Annotated in this window: 12 protein-coding genes; 7 read left to right on the forward strand and 5 right to left on the reverse strand. The window is 68.9% G+C overall.

The annotated features are described in order from the left end of the window. Positions 1–128 precede the first annotated feature (128 nt). The 3 genes from ACAM42_RS17050 to ACAM42_RS17060 all read left to right on the forward strand — a co-directional run bounded on the left by ACAM42_RS17050 (position 129) and on the right by ACAM42_RS17060 (position 1,965). Positions 129–1,076, forward strand: a complete 948-nt coding sequence (locus ACAM42_RS17050; RefSeq protein WP_062480056.1) for an adenylate/guanylate cyclase domain-containing protein — start codon at positions 129–131, stop codon at positions 1,074–1,076. 122 nt (positions 1,077–1,198) lie between these two features. Next, positions 1,199–1,549: a hypothetical protein gene (locus ACAM42_RS17055; RefSeq protein WP_139706354.1), complete on the forward strand. Its 351-nt coding sequence runs from the start codon at positions 1,199–1,201 to the stop codon at positions 1,547–1,549. Positions 1,550–1,734: 185 nt separating this feature from the next. Beyond that, complete coding sequence (locus ACAM42_RS17060; RefSeq protein WP_070060568.1) at positions 1,735–1,965, forward strand: hypothetical protein; 231 nt, start codon at positions 1,735–1,737, stop codon at positions 1,963–1,965. An 18-nt stretch (positions 1,966–1,983) separates the two neighbouring features. Here the strand turns inward: ACAM42_RS17060 and ACAM42_RS17065 are convergent, their stop codons facing one another. The 5 genes from ACAM42_RS17065 to ACAM42_RS17085 form a co-directional block, all read right to left on the reverse strand. Then, complete coding sequence (locus ACAM42_RS17065) at positions 1,984–2,343, reverse strand: response regulator (protein ID WP_369628809.1); 360 nt, start codon at positions 2,341–2,343, stop codon at positions 1,984–1,986. Positions 2,344–2,428: 85 nt separating this feature from the next. Further along, entirely contained in the window at positions 2,429–3,646 is a 1,218-nt protein-coding gene (locus ACAM42_RS17070) for an ATP-binding protein (protein WP_369628810.1), read from the reverse strand. Then, positions 3,636–4,250 (reverse strand): chemotaxis protein CheB, encoded by a 615-nt coding sequence (locus tag ACAM42_RS17075; RefSeq protein WP_062480044.1) that lies wholly within the window; start codon positions 4,248–4,250, stop codon positions 3,636–3,638. Before ACAM42_RS17075 ends, ACAM42_RS17070 begins: the two co-directional genes overlap by 11 nt. Then, positions 4,247–5,077 carry a protein-glutamate O-methyltransferase CheR gene (locus tag ACAM42_RS17080; protein ID WP_062480071.1) on the reverse strand — a complete coding sequence of 277 codons (831 nt, stop codon included), beginning with the start codon at positions 5,075–5,077 and terminating at the stop codon, positions 4,247–4,249. The genes ACAM42_RS17075 and ACAM42_RS17080 overlap by 4 nt, the downstream gene beginning before the upstream one ends. 47 nt (positions 5,078–5,124) lie before the next feature. Next, positions 5,125–8,625, reverse strand: coding sequence for a response regulator (locus tag ACAM42_RS17085; RefSeq protein ID WP_369628811.1), 3,501 nt, complete (start codon positions 8,623–8,625; stop codon positions 5,125–5,127). 141 nt (positions 8,626–8,766) lie between these two features. Between ACAM42_RS17085 and ACAM42_RS17090 the strand changes: the two genes are divergently transcribed. The 4 genes from ACAM42_RS17090 (at position 8,767) to ACAM42_RS17105 (ending at position 12,714) form a co-directional block, all read left to right on the forward strand. After that, entirely contained in the window at positions 8,767–11,106 is a 2,340-nt protein-coding gene (locus ACAM42_RS17090) for a helicase C-terminal domain-containing protein (RefSeq protein WP_369628812.1), read from the forward strand. Next, the gene (locus ACAM42_RS17095) at positions 11,084–11,701 is read left to right on the forward strand and encodes an alpha-ketoglutarate-dependent dioxygenase AlkB (RefSeq protein ID WP_369628813.1); all 618 of its coding nucleotides are present in this window, start codon (positions 11,084–11,086) and stop codon (positions 11,699–11,701) included. Before ACAM42_RS17090 ends, ACAM42_RS17095 begins: the two co-directional genes overlap by 23 nt. Beyond that, positions 11,698–12,288 carry a DUF4304 domain-containing protein gene (locus ACAM42_RS17100; protein WP_062480038.1) on the forward strand — a complete coding sequence of 197 codons (591 nt, stop codon included), beginning with the start codon at positions 11,698–11,700 and terminating at the stop codon, positions 12,286–12,288. The genes ACAM42_RS17095 and ACAM42_RS17100 overlap by 4 nt, the downstream gene beginning before the upstream one ends. A 114-nt stretch (positions 12,289–12,402) precedes the next feature. Beyond that, positions 12,403–12,714 carry a hypothetical protein gene (locus ACAM42_RS17105; RefSeq protein WP_062480036.1) on the forward strand — a complete coding sequence of 104 codons (312 nt, stop codon included), beginning with the start codon at positions 12,403–12,405 and terminating at the stop codon, positions 12,712–12,714. Positions 12,715–12,831 lie beyond the last annotated feature (117 nt).

A 12,831-nucleotide genomic window follows, 5' to 3' on the forward strand; every position in this document is an offset into this window, starting at 1 on the left:
GCAGCGTCAACAAGAAGCTTCTGCGGATCGTTCCTTGCATGTGAAGGCGCATGTCGGGGAAACTTCTCGCAGGAGCGGCGAAAGGTCCAGAGCAACATAACCAGCGCTTGCCGCCAAGAAAAAACAGTATGGGTGTCAATTCCACAGTCGTTTTCGCGGACTTGACCGGAAGTACCAGGGTCTTCGAGGCCATGGGGAATGCACGTGCCACCGAAACCGTGACGCGGCTGACCCAATGGATCGGGCGTGTGTGCGAGGCCCACGGCGGCCGGGTCGTGAAATCGCTCGGCGACGGCGTGTTCGCCATCTTCACCAGCGGCGCCGCCGCCACGCACGCGGTCATCGAGTTGCAGCGCTACCACCAGAAGCGCCTGGCCGGCTGGCCCGTGCCGCTGCGCATGGCGCTGCAGATCGGCGTGGCCAGCGGCGACGTGGTCGAGGTCGAGGGCGACTGCTTCGGCGACGCCGTCAACCTGGCCTCGCGCCTGAGCGACCTGGCCGGCCCCGGCCAGATCTGGGTCACCGAGGCGGTGATCCAGCAACTGCACGAAGGCGCGGTGCAGCACCGCGACCTCGGGCCCATCAGCATCCGCGGGCGCACCGAGATGTCGATCGTCCACCGCATCGACTGGCAGGAAGACCTCACCAGCTTCCTCACCGTGCCGGCCGCGCTGCTGCCGGCGCGCCTGCCCGATTCCACCTTCGGCCGCATCGAACTCGCGTGGCTCGACGTGCGCTCCATGTTCCGCATCGACCAGCTGCCCATCCACCTGGGTCGCGTGGGCGACGCGCAATTCGTGGTCAACGACCCGCGCGTGTCGCGGCTGCATGCGCGCATCGAGGAGCGGCAGGGCAGTTGCGTGCTGATCGACGTCAGCACCTACGGCACCTGGGTGCGCTTCCATGGCAACGGCGGGCCGAGCCACGAGATCGCGCTGCGGCGCGACGAGTGCGTGCTGCACGGCCGCGGCGAGATCGGCCTGGGCGCGCCGCTGAGCGACTTCAGCGCGCCGACCATCGCCTTCAACACGACAGGCGACGACGTGATGCTGTCGCGCCGGGCCATCGTGAACTGAAGGCCGACTGAAAATCCCGTTCACGTTTGGCAACCAGCTGGTGCGCTTCGAGGTGCACCACGCAGGGACATGTGGCGTTGCAGGACCACGCCGGCGCCGTTCGCGCCAGGCCTGGAGCCACCATGCATTCCCCAAGTGATTCTTCTGTTTTCAGATGGGCCGCCGCTGCCGCGATCGCGGCCGGCGCGCTGCTCGCCACGGGTGCCGCCAGCGCGCGCACGAGCTGGTCGGTGCAGATCGGCACGCCCGGTGCGGTCTATGCGCCGCCGTACTACGTGCCGCCGCCCGTCTATGCGTACCCGGCCCCGATCTACTACGAGCCGCCACCGCCGCGGGCCTACTACCGTCCGCCGCCACCCGTGTACTACCGGCCGGCCCCGATCTACGTCCCGCCGCGCGGGCGCCTGTACTACGGCCCCGGCTATCCCTACCGTGCGCCGAACGATGACGACGACGATGACGACCGCGATTGACCGGCGACCCGCAAGCTTTCAGGCATGCCAATTCTTGGCGTGAACTCTGACGAAAACGTCACATTCAGTCACATTTGTAAGATCAAAGAATTCATTTCATGCCTGAGGGAGGGTTGAGGCCCGGGGCATGACACTTGCCTTGCATCGTTCAACAGGCGCGCAGAGTGCCGAAGGAGCGACAAAAAATGCAGACCAGCGTTCGGCCTTTCACCGATGTCGAGGCCGCCATTGCGGCGGTGGAGGCCCTGGACGGCGAACTCCGTAAGTTCGAGCTGGCCGTGGGGGACAACCTCCAGGACAGCATCGGCCTGCAGATGGCGCAGATCACCGACCGTGCGCTCGCACGCGGCTGGGAGCCCAGCGGCTTCATCCAGAAGGAAGGTTTTCGCCTCTACCGCTACCGCGCGATGCGCTGAAAGGCGAGGGGAGCCGAATCAGCCCGGCGCGAGGATGCGCTCGAGTGCCCCGATGTCGATGGGCTTTTGCAGGTGGTGGTCGAACAGCACCTCGCCCGGCGCCGCATTCGCCGCGTCCCGTTCCGAAAAACCAGAAATCGCCACCAGCAGCCGCGGCGTGCCTTCGGTGGCGGTGGCACGCAGCCGGCGCGCCACCTCGGTGCCAGGGAAGTCGGGCAGGGTGAGATCGATCAGCGCCGCATCGAAGCGCTCGCCGGCCGCCGCGTCCAGCGCCTGTTGCGCCGTGTAGGTGCAGCGGGCGGTGTGATCCTGCAGCGTCAGCAGCTCCCGCAGCAGGTCGGCCGCGGCCTCGTTGTCGTCGACGATCAGCACATTCACAGTTGTTTTCTCTCGGCATCCATTGATTGCGATCCCGCAGTATCGACGCTGTGCCTACCGGAATCCGTAACAGAGGCCTTGTTTGTTACTTCCCGGTGTCGGCCGAGGCGGGCGGCGGCTGCAGCGGCAGCTCGACGAAGAAGCGCGCGCCGTGGCCCGGCGTGCTCTCCACGCCGATGCGGCCCGCATGCAGGCTCACGATCTTGTGCGTGATGTACAGCCCCAGGCCCAGGCCGGCCGCGTGCTTGCGGCTGACGTCGGTGCGTTCGAACTGCTCGAAGATGCGCTGGTGGTCCTCGGGCGAGATGCCGATGCCCTGATCGCGCACGCTCACGACCGCGTGGTCGCCGTCCTGGCGCACCGTCATCTCGACCGGCTTGCCGCCGCCGTAGCGCAGCGCGTTGGTCAAGAGGTTGGTCAGCACCTGTTCGATGCGGAACTCGTCCCACACGCCGCGCAGCGCCGGGGGCGCGTCCAGGCTGATGGTGCAGCCCGCGGCCTCGGCCTGGTGGCGCAGGTTGTCGACCACGGCGCGGGCCAGCTCGGCCAGGTCGACCGGCTTGGTCTGGATCGACAGCGCGTCGCGCCGCAGCCGCGTCACGTCGAGCATGTCGTCGATGAGGCGCACCATGTTGCGGATCTGCCGCTGGTCGCGCTCGATCATGGTGGGCAGCTTCTCGGGCGAGAAGCTGTCGAGCTTGCCCTTGGACAGGTGCAGCTGCCGCAACTGCGCCTCCAGGTAGAGCGTGTTCAGCGGCGTGCGCAGTTCGTGCGACACCATCGACATGAAGTCGTCGCGCATGCGCACCGCGCGCTCCAGCTCGCGCTGCGTGTGCTGCAGCTGCTGCACCAGCTCTTCCTGCTTGCGGTGCGCGGCGGCCAGCGATTCCATTTCATGGCGCAGCGCCTTGCGGTGCTGGTGCAGGTCGACGAACACGCTGACCTTGCTGACCACCGCGTGCGGATCGAGCGGCTTGTGCAGGAAGTCGACCGCGCCGCTTTCGTAGCCCTGGAAGGCGTAGTTCATCTCGCGCCCGGCGGCGCTCACGAAGATGATCGGGATGTGCCGCGTGCGCTCGGTGCCGCGCATCAGCTCGGCCAGTTCGAAGCCGTTCATGCCGGGCATCTGCACGTCGACGATGGCGAGCGCGAATTCGTGTTCCAGCAGCAGCGCCAGCGCGGCCTCGGCCGAACCGGCGCGGTACACCAGCCGTCCGGGTGCGCGAATCAGCGCCTCGAGCGCCAGCAGGTTCTCGGGCAGGTCGTCGACGATCAGCAGCTTGCTTTCGACCTCAATGGGCATGGGCGGGCTCCAGTAGCTGCAGCAGGATGCGCAAGTCGCGCAGCCGAAGCACGTGGTCGGGGGCGTGGCGCGCAATGGCGGCGAGGGGCATGGTGGGAACCAGGGCTTCTTTCGGGTCTTGCACGGCGGTGAGTCCGCCGGCGCGGTGGATGCGCAGCAGGCCTTCGGCGCCGTCTTCGTTGGCGCCGGTCATGAGAAAGCCGGCCACCGACGGCCCGTAGGCATCGGCGGCCGAGGCCATGAGCACGTCGATAGACGGGCGCGAGAACAGCACGGGCGGCTCGCAACTCAATGAAAAGCGGCGCCCGCGCTCGATCGACAGGTGGTAGCCCGGCGGCGCGAAGTACAGGCAGCCGTCCACCAGCGGCATCTTGTCGAGCGCTTCGTGCACGGGAATCGGCAGGCGCTGCGCGAAGATCTCGGCCAGGTGGCTCTCGTGCGATTCGGGCAGGTGCAGCACCACCGCCATCGGAATGCGCCAGTTGGCCGGCAGGCCGTCGAGCACCGCACTGAGCGCGTCGATGCCGCCGGCCGAGGCGCCGAGCACCACGGCTTCGACGCGGCGAACCGGAAACGGACGGTGCTGCGTGCCGGCGCGCTTCATGCGACCTTGCGGTAGATGCGCTCGGCGCGCGCGTGGGCGTCGAAGCGGTCGGCATAGCCCGAGAAGTCGATGCTCTCCTTCGAGCCCAGCCCGAGAAAACCGCGGTGCGACAGCGACTCGTGGAACAGCCCGAGCGCGCGGTCCTGCAGCTGGCGGTTGAAGTAGATCAGCACGTTGCGGCACGACACCAGCTGCGTCTCGGCGAACACGCTGTCGGTGGCCAGGCTGTGGTCGGCAAAGATCACGTCGGCGCACAGCGAGGGGTCGAAGCGCGCGGCCTCGTAGGCGGCCGTGTAGTAGTCGGAGAACGCACTCAGGCCGCCCGCGCGCTGGTAGTTGGCCGTGTAGCCGCGGATCGCCTCGAGCGGAAAGATGCCCTGGCGCGCCTTCTCGAGCGAGGCCGGGTTGATGTCGGTGGCGTAGATCTGCGTGCGCTCGAGCAGGCCTTCCTCGCGCAGCAGGATGGCCAGCGAGAACACCTCTTCGCCCGTGCTGCAGCCCGCCACCCACACCTTGACCGAGGGGTAGGTGTGCAGGATCGGCACCACATGCCGGCGCAGCGCCAGGAAGTACGCCGGGTCGCGGAACATCTCGCTCACAGGAATCGTCAGGAACTGCAGCAATTGGCCGAACAGCGCCGCGTCGCGCAGCACGCGGTCCTGCAGCGCCGAGATGCTCGGCAGCTCGAGCTGTTCCAGCGCATACAGCACGCGGCGCTTCTGCGAGGCGGTGGTGTAGTTGCGGAAGTCGTAGCTGTACTTGAGGTAGATGGCCTCCATCAGCAGGCGCAGCTCGATCTCGGTGTCGCTCAGCGGCTGGGGCTGCATGGGGGCGGTGGCCGGGTCCTGCAGCGCGGCGGGCAGGGGCTTGCGGGTCACAGGCGCTCCATCTTCGGCATCCACACGCGCAGCAGCGAGAACAGCCGCTCCAGGTCGACCGGCTTGGCCAGGTAGTCGCTGGCGCCCGCGGCCAGACACTGGTCGCGGTCATCCTTCATGGCCTTGGCGGTGATGGCGATCACCGGCATCTTCACAAAGCGCGGGTCGGCGCGCAGGTGGCGCGTGGCTTCCAGGCCGTCCATCTCCGGCATCATCACGTCCATCAGCACGAGGTCGATCTCGCTGACCTGGTCCAGGCGCTCCAGCGCCTCGCGGCCGTTGCGGCCGATCTCGACCGTGGCGCCGCGCTGCTCCAGCGCGCTGGTGAGCGCGAAGATGTTGCGCACGTCGTCGTCCACCAGCAGGATGGTGCGGCCCTCGAAGATGCGGTCGCGCCCGCGCGCCGTCTTCAGCATGCCCTGGCGCTCGCTGGACAGCGAGGCCTCCACCTTGTGCAGGAACAGCGTCACCTCGTCGAGCAGCCGCTCGGGCGAGCGCGCGCCCTTGATGATGATCGAGCGCGAGTAGCGCTGCAGCTCGGTTTCTTCGTCGCGCGTGAGGTTGCGCCCGGTGTAGACGATGACCGGCGGGAACGACACGATCTCTTCCGCCGCCATGGCCTTGAGCAGCTCGCTGCCCTGCATGTCGGGCAGCCGCAGGTCGGTGATCATGCAGTCGAACACGCGCGTGCGCAGCAGCGCCAGCGCCTCCTCGCCGGAGCCGACCGCGACGATCTCGATGTCGTCGTCGCCGATCAGCCTGATCACGCTCTCGCGCTGCAAGGCGTCGTCTTCCACCAGCAGCACGACCTTGACCTTCTGGGTGAGCTTTTCTTCCAGCCGGCCGAACACTTTGGTCAGCTCCTCGCGCGTGGCCGGCTTCAGCGCGAAGCCGATGGCGCCCATGTGCAGCGCGGCGGCCTGCGCGTTGTCGGCGGCCGAGACCACGTGGATCGGGATGTGGCGCGTGTGCGGCGAGTCCTTGAGCTTTTGCAGCACATCCAGGCCGGTGCTGTCGGGCAGGCGCATGTCCAGCAGGATCGCGTCGGGCACGAACTGCGTGGCCAGCTCGAAGCCGTCGGCCGCGCCATGTGCCACCAGGCAGCGGTAGCCCAGCTCGTGCGCCAGGTCGTACAGGATGTGGGCGAACTGCGGCTCGTCCTCGATGACCAGCACGCGGCGCACCTGGTCGCGCGGAATCGAGCGGTCGTCCGCGAAGCGCGGGGCCGGCACCACCGGAGCCGGGGCAGGGGGCGCGAGCGGCGGCGGCGACAGCACGGCGGGTGCATGCGAGGGCGAGGCGCTCGACACCGAACGCAGCGTGCCCACCGGCACGGCCGGCGCCGGCATCGTCTGCGGCGCGCGCGGCGGCAGCTGCAGCGTGAAGGTGCTGCCCTGGCCGGCTTCGCTCTTCACCGTCAGCGAGCCGCCCAGCAGCTGCGTGAGATCGCGCGAGATCGACAGGCCCAGCCCCGTGCCGCCGTAGCGCCGGCTGGTGGTGCCGTCTGCCTGGCGGAAGGCCTCGAAGATCAGCTCGTGCTGCTGCGGGTCGATGCCGATGCCCGAGTCGTGCACCGCAAAGGCGGCACCGCCGTCGGCCGTGGCCGACACCGTGAGCGCCACCTCGCCGCGCTCGGTGAACTTGATCGCATTCGACAGCAGGTTCTTCAGGATCTGCTCCACGCGCTGGCGGTCGGTGACCAGCAGGGCCGGCGCGTCGGGCCGCAGCTCCAGGCGGAACTCCAGGTTCTTGTCGGTCGCGAGCGGGCGGAAGGTGCTTTCCAGGCTCTGGGCCAGCTTGTCGAGCGGCACCTCCTCGGGCACCAGTTCGAGCTTGCCGGCCTCGACCTTGGCGATGTCCAGGATGTCGTTGATCAGCACCAGCAGGTCGTTGCCCGAGGCGTAAATCGATTCCGCGAACTTCACCTGCTCCAGCGACAGGTTGCCCTGCGGGTTGTCGCCCAGCAGCTTGGCCAGGATGAGCGCGCTGTTCAGCGGCGTGCGCAGCTCGTGCGACATGTTCGCCAGGAACTCCGACTTGTAGCGGCTGGCGCGCTGCAGTTCGTCGGCGCGGTCTTCCAGGTCGCGCTGCACGCGGCGCAGCGCGGTGTTGCGCTGGTCGAGCGCTTCGGTGCGTTCCGACAGCTGGCTGTTGGTCTGCTCCAGCTCGGCCTGCTGGTTCTCCAGCATGGCCTGCGAGGCGCGCAGGGCGCGCGACTGTTCTTCGAGCTCTTCGTTGGCGGTGCGCAGCTCTTCCTGCTGCACCTGCAGCTCCTCGTTGAGCTGCTGCGTTTCAGCCAGCACGTCCTGCAATTGCTCGCGGTAGCGCGCCGCCGCCAGCGAGGTGCCGATGTCGTCGGCCACGAGGTCGAACAGCTGCTCGCTGCGCGCGTCGGGCGTGCCCGGCAGGCCGAGTTCGAGCACGCCGTTGACGGCGCCGTCGGCCGCCACCGGCAGCAGCAGCACGGCCTTGGGCGCCATCTCGCCGAGGCCGGAATTCACCTTCAGGTAGTCGGCCTGCACCGGATCGATCAGCATGCGGCGCTGCTCGGCCGCCGCCTGGCCGACCAGGCTTTCGGTGGGGGAGAACACCTGCGGCGAGGCTTCGGCCTCGCTCGAAAAACCGTAGCTCGCGGCGCGGCGCAGCGGGCCGTGGCGTTCACGCACATAGAGCGCGCCCACGGAGCTGCCGAGGTGGCGCGAGAAGAACGCGAGGATCTTGCGGCCCATGTCCGGCGCGCTGAGTTCGCCGACCAGCTCGCCCACCAGCTCGGTCTGCGCATTGCGCAGCCAGGCCTCCTGCGACAGGCGCTCGGCGTGCGCCGCCTGTTCGCGCAGCACCACGTCGTAGCTGTCGGACAGGCGCATCAGCTGCCGGCGCCCGAAGAACGCCACCAGGCCCGAGTACACCAGCGTGAACAGAAGGAACAGCCCGACCACCCACCAGCTCGTGCGGTTGGCCTCGGTGTTGCGCTGGAAGCGCAGCGTCTGCTCGGTGTCCATGAAGGCCGTGAACTCGGCACGCAGGTCGTCGGTCAGGCGCTTGCCGCGGCCCAGCCGGACGGTGGCCTGCGGATCGATGCCGTTGCGCCGCGCCTCGATCATTTCCCGCGCGAAGTTCAGCCACGACTCCTGCAGGCCGACGATGCGGTCGACACGCTCCACCTGCTGGCGGTTGTCCGACACCTGGCGGCGCAGCGCGTCGGTGTCGGCCTTCAGGCGCGGCAGGGCGGACTGGTAGGGCTCGAGAAAACTCTCCTCGCCGGTGATCAGGAAGCCGCGCATGCCCGTTTCCATGTCGATGGAGCGGCGTTGCAGTTCGCTGGCGGCGCGCGTGACCTGGTCGGTGTGCTCGACCCAGCTCAGGCTCGTCAGCAGATACAGGATCAGCGCGACGAAGGCCACGGCCCCGATCAGTCCGCCCAGCAGCGGCAGCTTGAGGTTGCGGCTGAGCAGGCGGTCGAATTCGACGGGGTCGATCGCGGAGGGAGTTTTCATGAATGCATTTGTAAGCAAAACTTGTCAAGTCTTGCCGAAAAAGATCATTTGACCTGTCGGAGAAGGCCTCGATACCGATTTGTGTGACGTATTGCCGCATTCGGCACTCGCTATACTGTGATTTCATCCAGTATCGGCAGCATGCCTTCCGACCTCCATTCCGCTCCGTCAGCCGCCGTTTCGGCGGCGCACGTCGTGTCCGTCAAGGCCTTGTGCGCCTTCGGCGCGAAGGCGGGCGATCTCGACCTGCGCTTCGTGCCCGCGCCCAGCGCGCTCGAAGGCATGGCCGGCCACGCGCTGGTGCAGGCCCGGCGCGGCGGCGACTACCAGAGCGAGGTGCCGCTGGCCACCACCTGCGGCACGCTGCGCGTGCGCGGCCGGGCCGACGGCTACGACCCGGCGCAGGCACGGGTGGAAGAAATCAAGACCTTCCGCGGCGACTTCGACGCCATCCGCGCCAACCACCGCGCGCTGCACTGGGCCCAGGTGCGCTGCTACGGCTGGATGCTGTGCGAGCAGGAAGGGCATGAGCAGCTGACCGTCGCGCTGGTCTACCTCGACCTGGCCAGCGGCGACGAAACCGTGCTCGAAGAGCAGCACACGCGCGACACGCTGCGCACGCACTTCGAGACCCTGTGCGCCTGCTACAGCGACTGGGCGCAGCGCGAGGCCGCGCACCGCGGCGCGCTCGACGACGCGCTGGCGCGGCTCGAATTTCCCCATGCCGACTTCCGCACCGGCCAGCGCGAACTGGCCGAGGCGGTCTACCGCGCCGCCGTGGGCGGGCGCTGCCTGCTGGCGCAGGCGCCCACGGGCATCGGCAAGACGCTGGCCACGCTCTTTCCGCTGCTGAAGGCGCGCGCGGCGCACAAGCTCGACAAGGTGTTCTTCCTCACCGCCAAGACCTCCGGGCGGCCCGTGGCGCTCGACGCCTTGCGCGTGCTGGGGCAGGGCGGCGCGCACCGGCCGCGCGTGCTCGAGCTCGCGGCCCGCGAGAAGGTCTGCGAGTACCCCGACCGCGCCTGCCACGGCGAGGCCTGCCCGCTGGCGCGCGGCTTCTACGACCGCCTGCCGGCCGCGCGCGCCGAGGCCGCGCAGGTGGGCTGGCTCGACCGCGAGGCGCTGCGGCGGGTCGCGCTCGCGCACGAGGTGTGCCCCTATTTCCTGGCGCAGGAAATGACGCACTGGAGCGACGTCGTCGTGGGCGACTACAACTACTACTTCGACAGCAGCGCGTTTCTGTTCGCCAGCATGAAGGACGCCAACTGGCGCGTCGCCGTGCTGGTCGACGAGGCCCACAACCTGCTGGAGCGCGCACGCGGCATGTACACCGCGAAGCTCGAAGGCGCGGCGCTCGAAGAAGCGCACCGCGCCGCGCCGGCCGCCGTGCGCGGCCCGCTGGCGCGGCTGTTCCGCGAATGGGACACGCTGCAGCAGGCGCAGACCGCCGGCTACGACACCGCCGACGAGATCCCCGAGCGCTTCCTGCGCACGCTGCAGGCCGCCAACACCGCGATGGCCGAGCACTTCGCCGCCACGCCCGATGCGGCGCAGGGGCCGCTGCAGCGCTTCTTCTTCGATGCGCTGCACTTCGCGCGGCTGGCCGAGGTCTTCGATGACCACTCGGTGTTCGAGCGCACGCTGGGCGCCACGCAGGAGCAGCGCGGCCTGGCCATCCGCAACCTCGTGCCCGGGCCCTTCCTCGAAGGCCGCTTCGCCGATGCGGTGTCGGTCACCTGTTTCTCGGGCACGCTCGCGCCGTTCGCGTTCTACCGCGACGCGCTCGGCCTGCCCGAAGACACGGCGCAGCTCGACGTCGAATCGCCGTTTCGCGGCCAGCAGCTGCGCGTCGAGGTGGCGACCGGCGTCTCCACGCGCTTTCGCGACCGCGCCGGCTCGCTGCGCCACGTGACGGACATCATCGGCGCGCAGTTCGAACGCCTGCCCGGCAACTACCTGGCCTTCTTCAGCAGCTTCGACTACCTGGACAAGGCCTGCGCCGCGTTCTCGCTGCGCCACCCCGGCGTGCCTGTGTGGACGCAGACGCGCGGCATGCGCGAAACCGACCGCCACGATTTCGTCGCGCGCTTCGAAGAAGGCGGGCAGGGCATCGGCTTCGCCGTGCTCGGCGGCGCGTTCGGCGAAGGCATCGACTTGCCCGGCAGCCGGCTCATCGGCGCCTTCGTCGCCAGCCTGGGGCTGCCGCAGTACAACGAACTCAACGAGATCACGCGCGAGCGCATGCAGTCGCGCTTCGGCAAGGGCTACGAGTACACCTACCTCTACCCAGGCCTGCAGAAGGTGGTGCAGGCCGCCGGCCGCGTGATCCGCACCGAGGCCGACACGGGCGTGCTGCACCTGCTCGACGACCGCTTTGCGCGCGCCGAGATCCGCGAGCTGCTGCCGCGCTGGTGGCATGTGCAGCTGGCCGGGGAGGCCGGGGAGGCCGGGGAAAACGATGCGCGCCACCCGACGCCTTGAGCACGCCGGCCAGCCCGACCTGTTCGGCGAGGCGCCCGTGGCGGCCATCGAGGGCCTGCGCTACGAGGCCGGGTTCCTGTCGCGCGACGAGGAGGCCGGCCTGCTGCGCATCGTGCAGGGCCTGCCGCTCAAGGAGATGCGCTACAAGGAATACACCGCCCGCCGGCGCGGCACCAGCTTCGGCGGCAGCTACGACTTCGACACCAACCGCCTCAAGCCCGGCGCGCCGCTGCCCGAGGCGCTGCACCCGCTGCGCGGGAAGGCGGCCGCCTGGGCCGGCCTGGCGCCCGAAGACCTCACCCACGTGCTGATCGCCGAGTACCGCCCCGGCACGCCGCTGGGCTGGCACCGCGACGTGCCCGACTTCGAGGACATCGTCGGCGTCTCGCTGCACGGCGATGCGGTGATGCAGTTCAGGCCCTACGTGCCCGGCGCGCCCGCGTCGGGGCCGGCCGCGCTCGAGGTCCTCGTCGAGCCGCGCTCCGTGTACCTGCTGCGCGGGCCGGCGCGCTGGGCATGGCAACATGCCATCGCCCCAACCGAGGGCCTGCGTTATTCGATCACCTTGCGTACCCGGAGACCCCGCGCGCCATGAACCGCACCACCTTCCTCAAGCTGCTCACGCACCACCTCTTTCCCGTGCTCAAGGCCGAAGGCTTCCAGGGTTCGGGCCAGACGCTGCGGCGCATCGACGGGCCGGTGATCCACGTGTTCAACGTGCAGGGCGCCAGCGGCGGCAAGGCCTGCTACCTGAACCTCGGCGCGCACCTGGACTTCTTGCCGCCCGAGGGCGGAACGCCGGTGGCGCCCGAGGCGCTCGAAGAATCGCACTGCGTGTTCCGCGACCGCCTGGACCCCCCGCCCGGCGCCGCGTTCGGATGGGCCTATGGCGAGACGAAAGAACAGGCCGAGGAAAACGTCGAATTCATCGTGAGCGAGTGGGAAGGGCCGGGGCGTACTTTCTTCGCACGGCATGGCAGCTATCCGCAGAGCTTCGAACAGATGCTGCGCGAGACCGACCCGCACCAGATCCATGCGCGCACCGCCTTGCACTTCGCACGGATCGCGATGCACCTGGGCGACCGCGCACGGGCACAGGCGCTGGTCGAGGCGGGGCTCGCGCGGGCGCCGGAACGGGCCACGGCCCTGAAGGCCGACCTCGCGAACGTGTTGTCGGCCTGAGCGCGCACGACAGACTGCGCTGACGCGCAGCGCCTGCCTCTTCCGACCCATGGCGGCTCACAGGCGGCCAGCATGAAGGCTTCTTTCATCCCATTTGATTGAAGGAGCGCAGACATGCCACGAGGCGACAAGTCGTCCTACACGGACAAGCAGAAGCGCAAGGCCGAGCACATCGAGGCAGGCTACGAGCACCGCGGCGTGGCCAAGGGCGAGGCCGAGCGTCGTGCCTGGGCCACGGTGAATGCCGAGACCGGCGGTGGCAAGAAGAGCGGTGCGGGCCGCGGCAAGGCCGAGAACCACGGGCCCTCGCGCAAGGGCGGGCGCCTCGGTGGCGCCGCCGCGGCGAACCGCACCGCCGCCGAACGCTCGGCCTCCGCGAGGAAGGGCGCCGCCACGCGCAAGCGCAACGCCGAGAAGCGCGGCTGAAGCCGGTTGCGAATACCAGCCATATCTTCTGTCCGAAAAGCGGAGTCCACCCACCACACACCCTGAAAAGCGGACATTCCTTCGCCATCTGTGACGGCAGCCGGACAACTTGCGTCG

Origin of the sequence: Variovorax sp. V35, assembly GCF_041154465.1 — a bacterium.
Classification (GTDB): domain Bacteria; phylum Pseudomonadota; class Gammaproteobacteria; order Burkholderiales; family Burkholderiaceae_C; genus Variovorax; species Variovorax boronicumulans.